The sequence below is a fragment of the Thermofilum sp. genome (genome assembly GCA_038741495.1).
Classification (GTDB): Archaea; Thermoproteota; Thermoprotei; order Thermofilales; family Thermofilaceae; genus Thermofilum.
Genome location: JAVYKX010000002.1, coordinates 180,004 through 198,530, shown reverse-complemented (window position 1 = coordinate 198,530; position 18,527 = coordinate 180,004). Strand labels below are relative to the sequence as shown.

The 18,527-nt window shown below is 54.2% G+C and carries 17 protein-coding genes, 2 tRNA genes and 1 rRNA gene; 7 read left to right on the top strand and 13 right to left on the bottom strand.

Annotated features, from left to right (window positions below; genetic code table 11):
* Positions 1 to 41 precede the first annotated feature (41 nt).
* Both QXU72_05795 and dnaG read right to left on the bottom strand, forming a co-directional pair.
* Positions 42 to 1,541, bottom strand: a 16S ribosomal RNA gene (locus QXU72_05795).
* Between the two features lie 339 nt (positions 1,542 to 1,880).
* On the bottom strand, positions 1,881 to 3,134 hold the full coding sequence (dnaG, locus tag QXU72_05790) for a DNA primase DnaG (GenBank protein ID MEM0494758.1): 1,254 nt from the start codon (positions 3,132 to 3,134) through the stop codon (positions 1,881 to 1,883).
* Between the two features lie 248 nt (positions 3,135 to 3,382).
* Between dnaG and QXU72_05785 the strand changes: the two genes are divergently transcribed.
* Positions 3,383 to 3,494 (top strand) — tRNA-Cys (locus QXU72_05785).
* A gap of 64 nt (positions 3,495 to 3,558) precedes the next feature.
* On the opposite strand, the gene QXU72_05780 is transcribed toward QXU72_05785, so the two are convergent.
* A tRNA-Ser gene (locus QXU72_05780) sits at positions 3,559 to 3,678 on the bottom strand.
* 293 nt (positions 3,679 to 3,971) lie between these two features.
* On the opposite strand from QXU72_05780, the gene QXU72_05775 reads away from it, so the two are divergent.
* The gene (locus tag QXU72_05775; protein MEM0494757.1) at positions 3,972 to 4,529 is read left to right on the top strand and encodes a KH domain-containing protein; all 558 of its coding nucleotides are present in this window, start codon (positions 3,972 to 3,974) and stop codon (positions 4,527 to 4,529) included.
* A gap of 2 nt (positions 4,530 to 4,531) precedes the next feature.
* Positions 4,532 to 5,284 (top strand): serine protein kinase RIO, encoded by a 753-nt coding sequence (locus QXU72_05770; GenBank protein MEM0494756.1) that lies wholly within the window; start codon positions 4,532 to 4,534, stop codon positions 5,282 to 5,284.
* Between the two features lie 17 nt (positions 5,285 to 5,301).
* Here the strand turns inward: QXU72_05770 and QXU72_05765 are convergent, their stop codons facing one another.
* Genes QXU72_05765 through QXU72_05750 form a run of 4 tightly spaced genes read right to left on the bottom strand, consistent with a single transcriptional unit; the run spans position 5,302 to position 7,506 of the window.
* Positions 5,302 to 6,012, bottom strand: coding sequence for a Kae1-associated kinase Bud32 (locus tag QXU72_05765; GenBank protein MEM0494755.1), 711 nt, complete (start codon positions 6,010 to 6,012; stop codon positions 5,302 to 5,304).
* Positions 6,000 to 6,983 carry a KEOPS complex N(6)-L-threonylcarbamoyladenine synthase Kae1 gene (kae1, locus tag QXU72_05760; GenBank protein ID MEM0494754.1) on the bottom strand — a complete coding sequence of 328 codons (984 nt, stop codon included), beginning with the start codon at positions 6,981 to 6,983 and terminating at the stop codon, positions 6,000 to 6,002. The genes QXU72_05765 and kae1 overlap by 13 nt, the downstream gene beginning before the upstream one ends.
* A 21-nt stretch (positions 6,984 to 7,004) precedes the next feature.
* Positions 7,005 to 7,163, bottom strand: a complete 159-nt coding sequence (locus tag QXU72_05755; protein MEM0494753.1) for a 30S ribosomal protein S27ae — start codon at positions 7,161 to 7,163, stop codon at positions 7,005 to 7,007.
* A gap of 7 nt (positions 7,164 to 7,170) precedes the next feature.
* Positions 7,171 to 7,506, bottom strand: coding sequence for a hypothetical protein (locus QXU72_05750; GenBank protein ID MEM0494752.1), 336 nt, complete (start codon positions 7,504 to 7,506; stop codon positions 7,171 to 7,173).
* 131 nt (positions 7,507 to 7,637) lie between these two features.
* Between QXU72_05750 and hsp20 the strand changes: the two genes are divergently transcribed.
* The gene (hsp20, locus tag QXU72_05745; protein ID MEM0494751.1) at positions 7,638 to 8,150 is read left to right on the top strand and encodes an archaeal heat shock protein Hsp20; all 513 of its coding nucleotides are present in this window, start codon (positions 7,638 to 7,640) and stop codon (positions 8,148 to 8,150) included.
* A gap of 13 nt (positions 8,151 to 8,163) precedes the next feature.
* Here the strand turns inward: hsp20 and QXU72_05740 are convergent, their stop codons facing one another.
* From QXU72_05740 to QXU72_05725, 4 genes are all read right to left on the bottom strand, one after another.
* Positions 8,164 to 9,435, bottom strand: coding sequence for an MBL fold metallo-hydrolase (locus tag QXU72_05740; protein ID MEM0494750.1), 1,272 nt, complete (start codon positions 9,433 to 9,435; stop codon positions 8,164 to 8,166).
* A gap of 60 nt (positions 9,436 to 9,495) precedes the next feature.
* Positions 9,496 to 9,933, bottom strand: coding sequence for an adenosylmethionine decarboxylase (speD, locus tag QXU72_05735; GenBank protein MEM0494749.1), 438 nt, complete (start codon positions 9,931 to 9,933; stop codon positions 9,496 to 9,498).
* 79 nt (positions 9,934 to 10,012) lie between these two features.
* Positions 10,013 to 10,579 (bottom strand): adenylate kinase family protein, encoded by a 567-nt coding sequence (locus QXU72_05730; protein MEM0494748.1) that lies wholly within the window; start codon positions 10,577 to 10,579, stop codon positions 10,013 to 10,015.
* An 18-nt stretch (positions 10,580 to 10,597) separates the two neighbouring features.
* Entirely contained in the window at positions 10,598 to 12,406 is a 1,809-nt protein-coding gene (locus QXU72_05725; GenBank protein ID MEM0494747.1) for a type II secretion system F family protein, read from the bottom strand.
* Between the two features lie 107 nt (positions 12,407 to 12,513).
* Between QXU72_05725 and QXU72_05720 the strand changes: the two genes are divergently transcribed.
* Entirely contained in the window at positions 12,514 to 14,529 is a 2,016-nt protein-coding gene (locus QXU72_05720) for a type II/IV secretion system ATPase subunit (GenBank protein ID MEM0494746.1), read from the top strand.
* A 1-nt stretch (position 14,530) separates the two neighbouring features.
* Here the strand turns inward: QXU72_05720 and QXU72_05715 are convergent, their stop codons facing one another.
* Positions 14,531 to 15,106 carry a ZPR1 zinc finger domain-containing protein gene (locus tag QXU72_05715; protein MEM0494745.1) on the bottom strand — a complete coding sequence of 192 codons (576 nt, stop codon included), beginning with the start codon at positions 15,104 to 15,106 and terminating at the stop codon, positions 14,531 to 14,533.
* A gap of 307 nt (positions 15,107 to 15,413) precedes the next feature.
* On the opposite strand from QXU72_05715, the gene QXU72_05710 reads away from it, so the two are divergent.
* Both QXU72_05710 and QXU72_05705 read left to right on the top strand, forming a co-directional pair.
* Positions 15,414 to 15,794, top strand: a complete 381-nt coding sequence (locus QXU72_05710; protein MEM0494744.1) for an Sjogren's syndrome/scleroderma autoantigen 1 family protein — start codon at positions 15,414 to 15,416, stop codon at positions 15,792 to 15,794.
* Positions 15,766 to 16,482 (top strand): nucleotidyltransferase domain-containing protein, encoded by a 717-nt coding sequence (locus QXU72_05705; GenBank protein ID MEM0494743.1) that lies wholly within the window; start codon positions 15,766 to 15,768, stop codon positions 16,480 to 16,482. Before QXU72_05710 ends, QXU72_05705 begins: the two co-directional genes overlap by 29 nt.
* On the opposite strand, the gene QXU72_05700 is transcribed toward QXU72_05705, so the two are convergent.
* Positions 16,479 to 18,329: a DEAD/DEAH box helicase gene (locus QXU72_05700; protein ID MEM0494742.1), complete on the bottom strand. Its 1,851-nt coding sequence runs from the start codon at positions 18,327 to 18,329 to the stop codon at positions 16,479 to 16,481. The genes QXU72_05705 and QXU72_05700 overlap by 4 nt on opposite strands.
* Positions 18,330 to 18,527: the final 198 nt, after the last annotated feature.

Here is an 18,527-nt window from a genome sequence, read left to right as displayed (position 1 = left end):
GAGTATCATGAAGATGAGGGGTGCGCGGCACGCCGGGGAAAAGGAGGTGATCCGGCCGCAGGTTCCCCTACGGCCACCTTGTTACGACTTCTCCCCCCTTGGAGGGCCCGGGTTCGACCTCCCACCTCACGGCAGAAGGCCTCACCCAGGCCCTCCTCGGGTGGAGCGACGGGCGGTGTGTGCAAGGAGCAGGGACGTATTCACCGCGCGTTGGTGACACGCGGTTACTAGGGATTCCACGTTCACGAGGGCGAGTTGCAGCCCTCGATTCCTACTGAGGCGGGGTTTACGGGATTACCTTCCCCTTTCGGGGTCGGAACCCGCTGTCCCCGCCATTGCAGCTCGCGTGTAGCCCGGGGGTTTCGGGGCATACTGACCTGCCGTAGCCCCCTCCTTCCTCCGGCTTATCGCCGGCAGTCCCCCCAGAGTGCCCCGGTCCCGGAGGACCGGGTAGCAACTGGGGGCGGGGGTCTCGCTCGTTCCCTGACTTAACAGGACACCTCACGGCACGAGCCGGCGACGGCCATGCACCTCCTCTCAGCTCGTCTGGCAAGGTCGTTAGCCTGGCCTTCATCCTGCTGTCGCCCCCGGTAAGGTTTCCGGCGTTGACTCCAATTAAACCGCAAGCTTCACCCCTTGTGGTGCTCCCCCGCCAATTCCTTTAAGTTTCAGCCTTGCGGCCGTACTCCCCAGGCGGCGGGCTTAACGGCTTCCCTGCGACACTGGGCAGACTCGAAGTCTGCCCAGCATCTAGCCCGCATCGTTTACAGCTGGGACTACGGGGGTATCTAATCCCCTTTGCTCCCCCAGCTTTCGTCCCTCACCGTCGGGCGCGTGCCAGCCGGGCGCCTTCGCCACTGGTGGTCCTCCTGGGATTTTCGGATTTCGCCCCTACCCCAGGAGTACCCCCGGCCTCTCCCGCCCCCTAGCCCGGCAGTATCCCTCCGCTCCCACGGTTGAGCCGTGGGCTTTAAAGAGGGACTTGCCGGGCCGGCTACGGACGCTTTAGGCCCAATAATCGTCCCGACCACTCGCGGGGCTGGTATTACCGCGGCGGCTGACACCAGGCTTGCCCCCCGCTTATTCCCCCGGCTTTTTAGACCGGGGAAAAGCCGCCCTCATCAGGCGGCACTCGGGGTGACTCCGTCACGGTTTCCCGCATTGCGGAAGTTTCGCCCCTGGTGCGCCCCGTAGGGCCTGGGCCCTTGTCTCAGTGCCCAACTCGGGGCTCCCGCTCTCACGGCCCCCACCCGTCTTCGGCTTGGCGGGCCGTTACCCCGCCAACTACCTGATAGGGCGCAGCCCCATCCTCGGGCGGGCACAGCGGGCATGGCGCTGCGCCCCTTTCAGCGCAGGCCCATTCCAGGTGCCTGCGCCTATGGGGTATTATCCCCAGTTTCCCGGGGTTATCCCCCTCCCGAGGGTAGGTTAGCCACGTGCTACTGAGCCGTCTGCCGGAGCCAGCCGTTGCCCTGGCTCCCAGACTCCCATGGGTTAGCCCCACCCCGATAGCGGTCGGGTCCGGCAGGATCAACCGGAGTCTGGCCGCTAGCGGGGAAGCACCACTCCTATACCCTTTAGCGTGCCGCGCACCCCTCTCTTGTCTCCGAGAGTTCCGGGCATCGCGCCCGTTTTTCTCGGAGACGCACGATGTCGCCGTAGACGGAGGTCGCCTTTTCACTGGGGGAGGTTGCCTCCCCCTTGATCCAGGCGAGCCGCCGGGTCTACGGCAATTAGGTTAGAAAACAGGATCCTATTTAAGCCTTTTTCTTGGGAAAGAGCAGAGAAGGGCTTAAAAGGCGCCGGCGCTGAGCGTTCATGGGCTTTGACGAGATTGACCTGTTCGGAGGATGGATGAAGAGATGCACCTCCACTGAGCCCTAGCCGCTTATCGCTGCGTCTTCGGCCACGCTCACTTTGTCGAACGTCGAGATCTTGAGGTTCTCCGGCTTCCTGACAACTTCGCCGACCCTCACCCCTATGAGCGCCTTGACTCCTTTAGTGTAAGCGGCATCTACGAGCCTCTGAGTTACTATCCCATCCAGCACGACGTAGGAGACGCCGTCTACTTGCTTGATAGTGTTCACTAGATCCTTTACAGGAACTCTCGTTATTTCGGCCCAGTTCTCATCGTAGAGTACTGCCTCGAGAGTGCCTTTCAGCTCCTCGATCACCGACTTAACGCTACGGGGAACGGATACGCTTTCCACGTACTCTGGTTGCGCGGGCGCGCTACTTCTGCTCAAGAGCTTTGCCGGTGGGACTATGAACTCGGCTCTCACCTCTCTCTGCTGGCGCCGCTCTCCTTCCAGGCTCTCGAGAAACTCCTCGGCGCTGACCTTACTCTGGATGCAGCGGGCTATCTCCTTAGCCGTGAGGTCCTCTACCTCCTTCCCTTCAGGTGCCCTAGCTACGTAATCTATCTTGATAGCGTTGAGAAGGTTGCGAGCTATCATTTCGCCTCCTCTATCGCCGTCTACGAACAGGATAGTTTTCTTGCCTTGAATAATCTCCTTCAGGCTCGGCGGGACTGTCGTGGCTCCGCCGACCGCTAAAACGTTTCTGTAACCGTGCCTCAGCAGGTTAATCACGTCAGCTCTACCCTCGACGAGAATGACGGTATCGGCCCTCGTAACGTCGGGCCCGCCTGGGAGCCTCTCCTCGCCGTACTCTACGACTTCGGCTGCGCGAACTTTGCTGAGAACCTCGTCCACCAGCTCTCGCGACTCTGGAATGCTCTCCAGCATCTTCCTGTAAATCTCCACGGCTCTCTCGACTACCCTCCTCCTCTTCTCGCTGCGAACATCCTCGATGCCTGTAATCTCTGCCTTAGCACTGTAGGGACCGACTTTATCTATCGTCTCGATAGTTGCGGCCAGGATAGCGGTCTCGACCATGTCGAGGTTTGAGGGGACCTCGACCTCTGCGATCGTCTTGTCACCGGTAGTCTTCACAGAAGCCTCTATTCTGCCGATCCTTCCTGTCCTTTGGAGCTCCCTGAAGTCCATCTCGTCCCCGAGTAAGCCTTCCGTCTGTCCGAAGATAGCACCTATAATGTCGTGCTTCTCCACGAGCCCCGCGACTTCTATTCGAGCCTTTATCACGTACTTAGCCGATACGGGAGGACCGCCCATACATATCCACCTCAGGTTATCCTATCAGCGTAACCTCGAGCGCGGCGCGCTGTAGCCGCCAGGTAACACACCCTTTCACAGCTTTAGGCGGTACACCGCCTTACGCTTGAGGTGCTCTCTGCTGGCGGCAGGCGCGCGCCGCTTCCTTGAATTTCTCCTCTTAAACCCGCTAATAAACCTACGCTGCTCGAGCACAACGCGCTGTATCGCAAGGTTCATAAGCGCTTCAAGGTGAAGAGTCTACGGAGGCCGGGGTGGCCGAGCGGTCAAGGCGCCGGGCTGCAGTAGCTCGAGGCCCTGGGAAGAACCTCTAGGAGAAACCCGGTACTTACCCGGGTTCGAATCCCGGCCCCGGCTCCAGGCAAATTCTCCGCTACCCTGGCTTTACAGCGCATGCGCTTCCGCTGCGCTAAGAAGGAGAGGTTGGTGCGGGGGCCGGGATTCGAACCCGGGCAGGCCAGCGCCAGCGGATATCTTACCGTCAGGTCTTAAGTCTGGGCCGTTTTCGCGACCGCCCCCTTTGTCCCGGCTCGGGCACCCCCGCTTATGTACGTAATGAACATGCGGGTTTAAGGTTTTTCTCTCGGCACACTGGCTGGCATACGCTCGGTGAAGCTCCCCGGCGATGGTTGGCGTGAAAGCTCTTCGTAACCGCCGATGCTGTGCCCGCGGGTTACCGTGTAATAGGTTGTAGGCCTTCCCGGCCGCAATGTTCTCCTTCCGACGTTTTTGAAGGGCGTTCGCAGGCGCTGAAGATGCAAAGAACGCTACCGTTGAGAAAGCTCCGAGTGTCTCGCAAAACTTATCCGCCGGAAAAGCGATCTTCGACAAGGGTTCATGGAAGGGGGGCTGATAGTTCCGCTAAACCCGCAACGAGTAGGAGTGGTCGTCGGAAAGGATGGGGGAAATAAGAAGCGTATTGAGAGCGCTTTCAACGTAGATATTAGTGTAGATTCTCAGAAAAGCGTGGCTGTTGTTCGCCCGAGAGAGGGCGCGACCCCTTACGATTTGCTGAAGGTTAGGAAGGCACTAGAAGCTGTGTCGCTGGGCTTTAGCGTCGACGATGCACTACTTCTGGCGGATGACTCGTACGATTTCCAGGTCATAGACCTGGATGAGGTGAGCAGAAACCGGGAGGACCTTAAGAGGATAAAGGCTAGGATTATCGGAGCCGAGGGGCGTTTCAGGAAAGTTCTCGAGGAGATGACCGGAGCTAGGATCGTCATAGGAGATAAGCACGTAGGCGTGATAGGGGACTACGAGCAGCTGCGAGTTGTGAGGGAAGCGCTCTCGAGGCTTATTGGGGGTCAGGCACACAGCACCGTAGTTAAATTTCTAGAGAGGGAGAGCTACTCGCTTAAAAGGAGAAGGCTTGAGCTCTGGGAGAAGTGGTAGCTTTGAGTAAGCGCCTGCAGAAGGACTCGGAGCTTTTCGAAGTTCTCGAGAGCGTTTTCGACTACTCGACGGTCATGAGTATCTACAGACTCATGAACAGGGGGGTGATAAGCAAGCTCTACGGCGCCGTAGCTAGCGGAAAAGAAGCTAAAGTTTACTGGGGTAAGGGCCCTGGAGGCGAGGACCTGGCTGTGAAGATATTTTATGTGCAGACAGCGAGCTTCAGGGGAGGACGCTTGAAATACATCCTCGGCGACCCGCGTTTTGAGGGCTTAAAGGGCGACTTTAGAAAGCTCGTGTACGCGTGGTGCCAGAAAGAGTACCGGAACCTTGCAAGGGCTCTTGAAGCCGGTGTACGCGTACCCAGGCCCTACGCGGTTGAGCGGAATGTGCTTGTGATGGAGTTTATAGGCAAGGATGGGGTGCCTGCACCGCTGATTAAGGATAAAGTGCCTGAGGATCCGGTCAGAGCGTTCTCCGAGGTTAAAGAGTACTTGAAGCGCCTCTACCTGTATGCAAAACTCGTGCACGCTGACCTGTCAGAGTATAACATCCTTGTCGATGAGGGGGATCGGCTTGTGATTATAGACCTCGGCTCTGCGGTTCTCTCGTCGCACCCCCAAGCTGTGGAGTTCCTTAGGAGCGACGTGAGAAATATTTACCGCTTTTTCTCGGGGCTAGGTGTCGAGACTGGTGACCCGGAGGACTTTCTGAGAGAGCTACTCTCACGGCAGCTGAGCGGTACATCTTCTTAGCGAAAGCGAGAGGGGGCTCACCCTTTCCAGAACGCTTTGAGTCTTCTCTCGCTGACATACCTGCCGCGAAGCCTTATCTCCTCAGCCTTCCTTAAGACCTCTTCCGCCCTTTCCCCTTCTCTTGCCTCCCTGTAGCCGTTTACGAACTCAGCGTAAAGCAAGCCCACTAAACCTGGATGCGTACTCTCCAGAGCGCGCCTAAAGAGGTGCAAGTCTACGCCAGCGTCCTCTACCCGCTTCGAGAAAAAACCTAACCCGAAATCGATTAAATACACACTATCACCGGAGATAACAACATTGCTTGTGGTTAAGTCGCCGTGTATTATGCCGTGTTCGTGAAGCCTGCCGACCATCAACCCCAGCTCCCTAGCGTAACCCGCCACACGCTCGTGAGCCCGGTCGATAAGCTCTTTCATGCGGGTACCCTGCACATAAGACAGCACGAGAACACCCTCCTCACCATCAACATAGACAACATCGGGAACGCGTACGCCAGCTTCAGCGGCTTTGCAGAGCAACTTGGCCTCGAGCGAGGTTCTCTGCCTCCTCAACTGCGTGTCTAGCGCTGGATCTCTGTACTCCTTGGGAACTCTGTACTTTACTACTACACGTAGCCCGTTCAGATCCCCTTCCACTAGGAGAGCTTCAGCACCTATTCCAAGAACTCTCCTGACTTTAAGATCAAGCATCTCCTGAAGAACCTTGAGGTAAGGCTCTACCGACGCCATGGAATACTCACCTCGTCCAGCCTCCACAGGGGGCGGATGCGGCTCTCCTCAACTTCGATAGTTACTCCGCTCGAGAAAGCCAGGGCCCCCGTGTAAGCTATCATAGCGCCATTATCGCCGGCGTACTCCTCGCTGACCACCGCGAATTTAGCACCGCGCGCCTCAGCCATGCGTGCCAGTTTACTGGCTAGCAGCGGACTCCGCGCAACACCACCCGTAAGCACCAACTCCTGCTTACCCGTGTGAGCGAGCGCCCGTTCAGCGACCTCGACGAGCATTGAGTAAGCCACTTCGACTAGGCTGTAACAGACATCCTCTAAGGGATACTTCCCGGCCTGGTACAGCTGCAGAGCCTTTGTGAGAAGACCCGAGTAAGAGACGTCCTGGCCCTTCACCGTGTAAGGAAGCTGGAGAAGATTCCCCCCTTTCTTAGCTAGCTCTTCCACGCGCGGCACGCCTGGAAATCCCAAACCCACCTCGCGTGCAAAAGTATCCATAAGATTACCTAAAGCGATGTCCAGAGTTTCTCCGAAGACCCTATACCTTCCCTCATTGAACGTGGTAACGATTGTGTTGCCACCAGCCACGTAGACGATTACAGGGTCAGCAAGTCCCGTGTCAAGCCTCGCAATCTCCACGTGAGCTACCGCGTGATTGACTGGAACTAGCGGCTTTCTAAGCAGATAGGCAAGGTACCGAGCCAAAGTAGCGCCAACCCGCAGGCAAGGGCCCAGCCCGGGGCCAAGCGCCACAGCTATAGCGTCGATTTCCCCAAGCGATAAGCCCGAGCGCCTTAGCGCCGCTCCGAGAACCTCTGCCGCTACCTTACTATGGTGCTCTGCAGCTTCAGAGGGCTTTATTCCGCCAAACAGAGGGCGGTACACAGAATTCTCGTTGGCTAAAATTCTCCCCTCTTCTGTCGCTATTCCTACCCCGAAGGTATGTGCAGTTGACTCTATGCCGAGAACCACCGGCAATGCGGTCCCCGAGCTTCAGAGAAACTCGGTGTAGCCACACTTACCGCAAGCCCAACGCTCTACAGGCTTTTGGTGATGAGCCATAATCGACCCACAGCGTGGGCACTTCTTGTTCTTAAGACGGATAGTTCCAGTTTTGTAGTCGTAGTCGTAAAGCTTGTGTACGTGCGCCATACTTCACTCACCCTTGAGTACTACCCGAACTAGCTGCCTCTGTAAGGCCGTGCTTTTTAAGCAGATGCACTGGTTCGAAGCGTTTAGCCCTCTCAACCTCATCGTAAATGTGCACCAGTACGTTGGAGCGCCCTAACCCGTACTCCGTGAGTATTTTTTTCACGATGATGACGTGTCGTTCCGTCAAGTTTAACAAGGCCTTAACTCTCTCTGCTATCTCCTTCCTGCTCGGCGTTCCCGTACCCGGGTGCTCAACCGCTATCCTCACCTCTCTTCTTCCAATAAGCCTGTTAAGCCTATCGGAGACCATGCTAACTTTAACATCGCTTCTCGCGCTCTGCATACTCCCGGCTCTCAGCTCAATCCTGTTATAAAAATTTCCCCTCCTAAACCTAATCTCGCACCTGCGCCGAGCCGACGCGGAGACCTAAACTTTTTTACCTAGACCCCGCTAGAGGAGATAGAGTGGTGACCATGAGCGAGTTTGACGAATGGTTCAGGAGGGTTCGGAAGCTGATGGAGGAGATGGATAAGATGTTCGAAGAGATGGTTCGTGGATCCCTAGCCTTCGAGGGGCGAGGGGGTCGGCGCGTTATTGGCCCCTACTACTACGGGTTCTCCGTAGAAATAGGGCCTGATGGAGTCCCGAAGGTTAGAGAATGGGGTAACATAAAGCCCGGCCGCATCAAACCTGTGATAACTGAAACCATTGAACCTTTCACCGATATATTTGATGAGGGAGATCGCTACCGTATAATTGTGGATATTCCTGGTGTAGATAAAGACCAGATAAATATCGAAGGTAGTGAGCATTCCATAATAGTGAGCACGGAGGGGGAGAGAAAGTACTACAAGGAGATTAGACTTGAGGATGCTATCGACCCTAACACTGCTAAGGCGCAGTACAAGAACGGGGTTTTGACGATCACGGTCGAGAAGAAGGAGAAGAAGCGGCGGGAGCCAACGACTAAAATAAAGATCGAGTGAAAGCTGCGCTACACTAGAGATCGATCTCTAGCCATTCGCCCAATGATGGCGCATACGTTTTTCTACCTACGCTCAGCGAAACCTCTAGAAGTCTCTGTTCAGGCTTCTCTTCCCCATGCATTAGAACTATGCTCGCGCTGCGCTTTGAAGATTTTATAGTCGCCTCCAACTCGCTCCTACCACAGTGAGCAGAGAAATCAAACCACTCGATGCGGGCTTTTACCTGCCCTTTCTTCGTAGGAGAAGAATACACCCCGGTCTCAAGCACCTGCCTCGCGGGCGTCTCAGGTATCGCGAAGCTCACGAAGAAAACTGCGTTTTTCGGGTCATCCATTATCTTCTCCATGTAGAACTCCGAAGGGCCTCCTCTGAGCATACCAGCCGGAGAGACAATTACGCTCGGCGAGCTGATAGCTCTCTTGCGATCCTCCCAGTCTCTAACGACCCTTGCCTCCTCCACGGCTTTCTCGAAAAGCGAGGGTTCTCTGAGCAGGTCGATGTTCTCGGCTATCAGCTCGTTGGCAGCTCTAGCCATACCGTCAACGTAGATCGGATAGCTCAGATCGTACTTAGCTAGCACGCAGAGAATCTCCTGGGCGCGGCCCACAGCGAAAGACGGCACGAGAACCGTTCCCCCCTTAGCTAGAACTTCCTCAAGAGAGGAGATGAACTCCCTTTCAACAACATCCCTTGGAGGGTGGTCGAATTCCGCGTAGGTGGATTCCATTATTATCAGGTCAGCTTTAGCCAGTACGCTCGCATCACCTTGGCGCAGCAAACAAGTGTCGTGAAGAGCGTAGTCTCCGGTGTACACTATTGTGTACGATGGCGCCTCAATAACCACCATAGCGCTTCCCGGTATATGGCCTGCATCCACCAACCTGAGCGTCAAGCCTCCCTGCTCGAAGCCTTCGGCGTAAACTAGAGGTACGCTGTTCTCGCGCATCGACTCTACTTCAGCAAATTCGTAAGGCACGTAGTACTTCGAGAGCTTCATGAAATCCCGTATCAAGAGCTCACTCAGAGAAAGCGAGAGAGGGGTGGTTATTAAAGGAGGTTTAGCCGAAACGTAGAGGAGTGGCAGTGCCCCGCTATGGTCCAGGTGGGCGTGAGAGAGAGCTGCCGCCGAGAGAGACCGCGGCTGTACCGGAAGCGGAAACTCTGGCTCCTGCCCTTTGAGACTAACCCCGTAATCCAGGAGGATGAACTGGCCCTCAACATCTAAAAGAGCCCCTGCTCTTCCTACCTCCTTAGCCGCACCTAGCAGTTTTAGTCTAACCGCCATGAGATTCCCCGGTAGTTTCAGCCACTTAACGTCAACTAGGTAAAAAAGGCCTCTCCAACTTTACCTCACAGCCTTGGCCCCCGTCAAGGCACCTGCAGGAGACCAGTAACCTACGTAATCCTCGGCGCCTATGCCTCTGACGATCTCGAGGATAGTCATCTTCCTCGCCTTGAATCTCTCTTTAAGCATGTCTAGCCCCTTCCAGGGGTCCGTGTGCTCCCCGCAAGTGAATACGTCGACAGCAGCGTAGCCGAGCTCTGGCCAAGTGTGAATCGAAATATGGGATTCGGCGATTAAGACATAGCCGCTGATCCCATGGGGCTTGAAGCGGTAAAACTCATAGCCGATAACAGTACTGTTGGAAGCTACCGCGGCGTCGAGAAGTGCAGTTTTGACCGCCTCAACGCTATCAAGAGCTAGAGGATCACATTCGTACATCTCAACTATTAGGTGTCGCCCTACGCCTCCTCTTCTCACCCCCCTAGCCCTGCCCCCCATCTCCCGTGCGGGGGGTGGGGGGTGGGGATATATTTAAAAATTCTCTATTATTTTACATCCGTCGACACCCGAGTATAGTTTAAAATTGTTCCTCCCTTCTCAAGAGCCAGTAGTAATCTTTCAACCAATCCACGAGCCCAGCTCTACATTTTTCAGACGGTTTCCCAGCTGCCACCACATCCAAAAGCAGGCTCACGATCTCCTCTACACTCTTGCCGCTAGCATCCACCTCGCAGACGGAGTTTTCTCCAAAAACGCTTACAGCATCCGATAAGATTACGCCGAGAACCTCAGACTCCACATTCTCACTGAGCTTTCTTCCCGAGTACCCGCGTAGCTGCAACCTTTTCTTAAGCTCCAGAGGATTGAGCCTAAGGACTATAACAATCCGGGTTTTCTCTGGAGGAATAGCATCCAGCACGTGAGTATCCAGTACTTCTCTGCAGCTCAAAACTTCTGACAGGTAGCTCCTGCATTTTATTACATCTACAACATAAGATTTTAATGAATCATCGAAATATAAATAAAGCTTTTTTGAAATGACTAATTCAGCTAAATTAATGTAGATTAAGCCAAGTCTTTTAGCTAGCTCCTGCGCCACGGTGGTTTTGCCGACGCCAGGCGTGCCAGTGACTACAATAGCCATGCTACGCTCGCCTGTGGGCTAGAGGGCAGGCATGAGACCTGCGGTTATCTGCGGTGCCAGAATCATAGCTACGAGGTTGGCTAGAGTCAGCAGAAGTGCATGCTTAAATCCTGCAGATACCCTCTCGGAGCTTATCTTTCCAGCTGCTAAGCCCATAAGGTAGCTGTTTATCATGACTGGAGGCAGAAACGTTGAAACCAGCTGCTCGACAGAGATCGCAGCTCCCGCGAAGCGCATCATAGATCCCATGAAGCTGACGAGAATTAGCACGACAGTTGTAGTTATCAGCGCTCCTACGTAAGGCATGAGCATGAGAGGCCTCAGTGACGCGCGTTTCTCCTTCTCGACGTGCTCCAGAGTTTCCGCGTAGCTGGCTAAAGCCTCGAGGGTTTGCGGTGTACCGCCGCCCACCTCTATGCTCTCGACCAGGAGAAACATAGATATTAGCGCGAACCAGTTCTTCATGCCTCTAGAGAAGCGCTCGAAAATCTTGCTTAGCGGAACTCCCCAACCAACCTGCTTCGCGATATCCCTCAGGTAGGGTGTGAAACGCCCGTAATCTCGCTGCCGCAAGTTGATTATGCATTTCTCCGGCGAAAGGCCTGTCTTGCGCACCTCTACCAGATCCCTGAGGAATCTGGTCAGACCGTACTGTATTCCCCCGAACTTCATCGTCGAGATGATATCGACAACCATACCGGGTATGAGCCCCAGAGACAGCGCTACCACCATGCCTACTCCGCTTTCATATCCTCTCCCGAGACCCAGCGCACGGGAGAACATCTCGATCGAGGTGACGAACGGCCGAAAAGTCGTCTTAAGGATAGTAGATAGAGGTGGTGGAGCGACGAAAGGCAGAACACAGCATATGAAGAGAAACACTGTAATAGGTAAGCCTACGCTGAAGTATACTATATACGGTGCCTGGTCGTAGATAGGGTACTTCGGCTGCATCACGTCAGCTAGGTAAATGAAGAGACCTGACATGAGAGGCATCACGATGTAAGAGACAAGGACGAACTGCATCGACCCTTGCTCTAAACCAAAGCCAGCTTGCGCTAGTGCCATGTTAACGACGTATAGAACGTAGATGGTCATTGATGTCAGGAGAACTACAGCCATGTAGGCTTCCAGGAGAGCTCCTATCCTCTCTCCGATTATGCGTATTTGAGAGACTCTCTCCCTAAGCATAACCTCTGTTTGTCTCTGTAAGTAGTGGACAACATCGCCTCCGGAGCGTAAAGTCGCTGCGTACCCCAGCATGAGCTGCTTGTAACCTTCGTGGGGAACCCCCTTAGCGCTCTCTTCGATAGCCGTAAGGGGGTCCTGCCCCATAGCTCTAACTCTCATGAAGAAACGTAAAGCCTCCTTCCTCACCTCCTGGAAAAGCGTCTTGGGGGCTTTAGCTAGTCTTTCGAAGCTCGTATAGGGCGAGATGCCGCCGGTAGCCATAACTGTGATGTACACTGAGAGGTAGGGGACCTCTAGGTCAAACCGCGAGGTCCTGTTGCTGACCTTAAGCTTAGGGTAAATGATGCCCAGCCCGAATACCGCCAGGAACAGCAGGAGAGGAATGCTAACAGACACGAGTGATAGCTGTATAAGCCCGAAACCTACTCTGCTCAGAGCGAGCGATATAGGCACGTCGAATACTACCCCCACGCCGGCGGCTAAGAGAGCCAGGAAAATACACCTAGATGCGTAAGCGGCAGGGTAAACTCTCATATCAGCGGAGGCTATATCATCCTTCAGCCATGGAAATGTCTTGACTAGCGCTTCTCCAGCCCACCCGAACACCGAGTACGCGATAGCGTCTAGAGACGCCATCTTAGCCACCGAGAATGGTTTACCCCGCGATTTAACTGTTACCAGATGCGCGAATGTGGAAAGGTTATATAGGCAAGCTTCCCTGAATGTAATCCGGTTCCTAGATAATGAAGCTAAGCCTCAAGAAGGAGCATAAAGATAAGAAGGAAGAGAGGGAAGCTGGAGTTATCTTCCTGCCGGTGAAGGAGGACTACAAAGTTATCGATGAGTACTGGGTTTCAGAACCTTTCGCTAAGGTGAAAATCGTCGAGATACCCGAAGCGGGTAACCAGAGAGCATACTTCGTCGAAGAAGTTCAGCTCACGCCGCAGGAGCAGAAGGCTGTGAGTAAGCTGATAGATATCTTAAGCGTTGAGCTCGAGCCGCCGGCTTCGTTCGACGTTGAGTTACGAGACCACATAATTAAGGAGGCCAGGCGCCTCGCTGAGAAGTACAGAAGCTCTGTGAGGGGGCTTTCCGAGGAGAGCTGGAACAAGGTGCTCTACTATATCGAGAGAGATCTCGTCGGCTACGGTCCTATAGAGGTCCTGATGCGCGACTACAAGCTAGAGGATATTAGCTGTGACGGTGTCGACAGGGCGATACATGTCTGGCACAGGGACTACGAAAGCATTCCTACGAACATAGTATTCACTAGTAGAGATTACCTAAGGGAATTCATCGTCAAGATAACCCACATGGCTGGGAAGCATATCTCGGCTGCTTTCCCGATAGTGGACGCGATGCTCCCGGGAAGGCACAGGTTAGCCGCCACGTACGGTGAGGAGGTCTCTCCTAGGGGTAGCACCTTCACGATAAGGAAGTTCAGAGAAAAACCGCTCTCGATAGTGGAGCTGGTCGAGTCGGGAAATATAGACTCGTGGTCGGCAGGCTACTTGTGGCTAATGCTCGAGAACAGGATGACTCTGATGGTCATCGGCGCGACAGCTGCTGGAAAGACCACGCTGCTCAACGCTATAGCGAACTTCTTCAAGCCCGGTTTCAAGATAGTCACGATCGAGGAAACACCCGAGCTGAACCTTCCGCACGAAAACTGGGTTCAGCTTGTAAGCAGGGAAAGCTACGGGTTAGGTGAAAGCAAGGCTGGCGAAATTTCCCTCTACGACTTAGTGAGATTATCGCTGAGGTATAGGCCTGACTACATCATTGTGGGTGAGGTCAGAGGTGAGGAGGCGTTCGTCCTGTTTCAGGCGATGAGCACGGGGCACGGAGGGCTTTCCACCATGCACGCAGACTCGCTGGATCGCGCGGTGAAGAGGTTGACAAGCCCTCCGATGAACGTTGCACCATCTTACATACCTTCGCTGAACATAGCGATGCTTAGCGAGAGGACGCTTCTGCCCAACGGAGGTTTCGGGCGCAGAGTGAAGCACATCTGGGAGGTTGAGGACTACGAGAAGTATAGGGAAATCGTGCGATGGAACCCCACCAAAGATAAGCATGAGGTCGTATCGGAGAGTTACCACCTTAAGGTGCTGGCCGAGAAGCTTGGAAGGAAGGTAGAGGATCTTCTCAACGAGATTCAGAGGCGCCGCGTCGTTGTCGAGTGGCTTCGAGTGAAAGGCATCAAAGAGACACGGGATGTCTTCAGGTACATAAACCAGTACTACATGTACCCTGAGGAAGTTTACGCTAAGGCAGAGGAGGAGTTAAAGGAGCAAGGTCTCATGCCGGTGCCGGTTAAGGTTAAGCCGCGGGTTACCTTCGAGGTTGCTCCTCCAACTCCGGAGGCGAAGCCTCTCCTTGAAGCGAAGAGACCGGCAGTACTAATTCCGGAAAAACCCCTTGAGGTCGCAGCTCAGCCGCAGGAGAGTCGTACCGATCTACACCAAAGGACAGAGTACGCGGAGAGAGGGGGAGACGTCTACCAGGTAAGCGTGAGCGAGGAAGCACGCGCAGTGCTGAAAGCGATATCCGTGCTGGGAGGTGAAGCAGACCACGCATCGCTCTACTCGCTCACATCGCTACCTAGGGATGCTTTCTCCAGGGCGCTCGGCGAGCTCAGCGTGAAGAGGCTTGTAGTGCCGATGCTTTTGTACATCGATAACAAGCCGGCCATCGGGTATAAGCTTACTTCGGACGGAGTAGCTTTAGCGAAGAAGCTTGGCCTCGCTCAAAGCTGAGCTACGAGACTATCTCGATGACGAGAAGGGGGCGCGTGCCAGGCTCGGGAATAAACGCGCTTACACCTTCCGGATCGTCTAAGACAACCGTGATGGAGGTGCTCTGGCTCTCTATAATGCTTTTAAGCTTTCTTTTCAGAGGTTCCACCTCCACTCCCTCGAGCACTTCGTAACTCTCAAGAGCGTCGAGAAAAATCTGGAGCAATCCTTCGATATTCGTAATGAAGGTTTGCGCAGCGGCTCCTGGGCTCATGAGCATCCCAAGCTCTGGAATCATTACCTGAGCGTAGGGCGAGCGCACAACTTTGGTTTTATACTCTGCCGGCGTCTCTACTCTAAGGTATAAGCGAGTCCTCCTACCCCCACGTAAAGGAACGATATCGCTTCGCCTGAACCCGCATTTCGAGCACTTCTTGCTCACAAGCAATACGGGTCCCAGAGAGGGTACTTCATACTCGACCTCTTGAACAGTCATTACTCCCCGTTCGCAAACGGGGCACTGTGTCGAGTACTCCCCCAGCTTCTTTCCATAGTAGCTTAAAACTTCCATCTCGTCGGTTAGCTCACCGCTGCTCATAGAGTCAGCATCGAGGCGTATAATCTGAGTAAAAACGCTGCGCTTCGCTTCCGCGCCGGTCGCTCATCCTTCCTCGCGCTTGACCACTAGGCCCGCTCTCCAGCCTCCCGATTCGGTAGCAGGCCGGGTAGATTGAGGTGAGCGCCACGAACTCGATCGAGAATAGGCATTCTATACCTTCTCTTCCGCGCAGCGCCGCTGGAGGGCTTTGTCGAGGAAAAACTCGGAGGGTGTTGGAGAAACTTTGAGACGGGGTCAGCGAGTATATAAAAGTGCAGAGCGTTAGCAAATAGGGGGTTGACGAGAGGTGGGAGAGGATAAGACCACGATCTCACGCATGGCTCTGCTCCTTAAAAGCGGGGCGACCATGCTGAACGAGCTGTGTCCGGCGTGCCGCGTTCCTCTATTTAAGCTGAAAACAGGAGATGTTCTGTGTCCCAGCTGTGGGCAGCGCTTCCTCCTAGTTTCTTCCGACGAGGAGGAGATGAGGGCAAGAGCCTCTCTCACTCTGCAGGCACTTGAAACAACCATTCTTGAGAAAATCGAGCTTCTCCGCATGAAAGCGGCGGGGGCCGAGTCTATCGAGGAACTTGTAGACGTGGGGAGAGCCCTCGCCACCTACCTTCAAGTGCTCGAGCTGGCGCGGAGGGTCAGGAGTGGTGAGCAAATTTCACCCAGTAAGGGCTAGGGAATGGGTCCCGGTTCACTACTCTGAAGAGCGGTGGCGCACTCTCGAGCAGCTTCGATGCGAAGCAGAGAAGATTCTCTCAGCATTGGCAGAAAGGAACATCAAGGCTTTTGCCGTTGGTAGCTTAGCAAGAGGAGATGTAACTCCCAGCAGCGATATCGATATACACGTTAACCGTTACGTGCCCAGCTTCATCATCGCAGCCTCTCTCGCCGAACATGGGCTGAAAGTAAATCATTACGAAGTTGTACAAGCAACTCCGGAGACTGCTGTAAAAATAATCGCTGTCATCGATGAAAGAACTTCCATAACTATTCCAGCATCTAGACTGTCAAAAACCGAGGAGGAGTTCGGAAGGTTCGCCGGTGCTGTAGATCTCGACGGCTTGCACAGGGGGCTGAGAGTCCCCGGAGTTAATAAGCGGCTATTGCTCATAGTACCAACGGAGTACGGTCACGCTGAGCGGTCAGTACTCGGCTTCGAGAGAGAAACGGCTAATCTTCTCGGAATATCTCTAGAGACAGTGCAAGAGAGAGTTCGTGTGAGAACTAGGAGGGCCGTTCGAGCGCGCTCGGGCTTCTTCCTCCATAAAGTGCTGCCTCCCGACTCCTCTCCCGAGAAAACCCTCCTAGATCTCGCCAGTAAGCTTCCTGCCCTCCGATTAAAGCTCACAGGTGTACTGACCTAGTCACCGTAGCTGAGGAAACGGTCCACTCTGAGCTGCCCCTCCGAAGTTCCTCGGGATCTATCCCGCTTAACCGTGTAGAGCTCCTTAACCCAGTTGCGGTTGAAGTAGGCAGCTTTCTCTCGTGGGTTAGTCACATCGACTATCTCGAAGACTTTCGCGGTTTTTCCAGGATAGTACCCGAGTACTCTACCTATCCTCTGTATCATCTGCCTTGCCTCTCCAGTTCCCTCGTAAAGCACAGCCACCTCCGCATCCGGCACAGTAACTCCTTCGTCGAGAACCGTCGTCGTAACGAGAACTTTCACGCGTCCCTCCAGGAATCTCTTAAAAGCCAGCTCTCTCCTACCCTCTGGAGTGCTACCGGTTATTATTTCAACGCTAAACCCCTCTTTAAGAAGCCTGCTGTAAACCTCCTCAGCTGTTTTTAAGTACTGTGTGAACACTAAAGCCTTGGAGTTGCTGTACTCTCTCAGAAGCTTTACTAGGATGGATAACTTTTCCTCAGAGCCTTTCGCAAAAAAAGTCTCAAACCTTTCTATCGGTGCTACGACCTTCAAGGTAACAAGATCCTCGTACGATAAGTTGTAGACAAGCCCGCCGCAAAGCTCGTAGAGAAGTATCTCGTTGCCATCTCGACGCCGCGGTGTCGCGGATAAGGCCATCCTGTAAAGCGCATCAATCTTGAGAGCTATGTTCTTGAAAGTGCTCGCGGGAACGTGGTGGGCTTCATCGAAGATAACGAGCTCGAAGCGTCCTAGCAGATCGCTGATAAACTTCACAGCGCTCACGTAGGTAGCTATCGTCACTCCTGAAACCTTCTTCTCTCCACCCCCAACAAAGCCGAGGAAGTACCTCGGCAGGCCTAGGTAGTTCTCGAGGTAGCTGGCCCACGTCTGCATAAGCTCGCGCGTGGTTACGAGTATCAAAGTAGGCTTTCTTAGGCGGTAGATAGCCTCTAGCGCGATGAACGACTTACCACCGCGAGTAAAGATAGCTATGCTCCCCCTCTTACTTTTCAGCCAAGCAGAGAAAGCTTCTTGCTGGTGAGGTAGCAGCTCGAACTTTTTCTCGAGAGGTATCTGGAGATCCGGCAACTCCTCTATACGGTTATCTACCTCGAAGCCCCAAGCAGTCAGGGTCTCGGAATACTTCTGCAGTAGTCCTACGGGAGTTATGAGGGTTTTCTCGTGCTCCAGTATCCGGAAGGCTCTTAAGCTTCTCTCAACGAGCTCCGATCCCTCGTACTCGCCCTCCGGGCTTAGTATCACCCTCTCAACGTAGTACCTTAAACTGCCGAGCTCTGAGAGCTTTGAGATGAGAAAGTTATCCATCACATTGAAGCGCCAGTACAGCCTCCCCCCTCGCCTTTCAACGGATACCTTCTTGAGCTGAGAATCGTAAACTACTCTTACCCCGAGCTTTTGGAAAACTTGACTAGCAAACTCGTCAATAAACACGATTGATTTAAGCTTTGGAACCCCATCGTTTAGAGCAACATGGCTGGGGGCTATCGAAGCAACCGTTCTCAGAAGGTTTTCATCCCCCCGGAGCTCCAGGCTTCTCCTGTCGACGATTACCGTGCGCTGCCTGAGCTCACGCCAAGCTCTAAGAACCTTTTCAGCCTCATCCGGCGTCAACGCGTTTAAGTTTAATAACTCTTCCACCACACGTGCCAGCTCGGTTTCCCCCAGTAGTAGAAGCTTCTCGGTAGAGATCTTCCACAGTTTAGCCTCCGGGTCGAAAGCGGCGACTTTCCTAGCAGCGGCCACGAACTTCTGAAACTGCTCGTCGCTCAGCTGTTTCTTTCTAAGCACTAGATTCAGCCTATTCTCGGAGCCGCTCATCATCGGGTTCAGAGATCACCTCCTTCATCAGCGCTAGGAGGAATGCTCCACTTCAATTTATTTCTACCACTTCGGTAGCTTACACGGGAAGGCCCGCAGGAACTTTCCTCGCCCGTTGGGCGTTGCATGCTGCTTTGAAACGACTTTATCGTCTCGAGAGCTGCTGCACACAGATAGATTAGGTAGTAACGTGAAAAAACG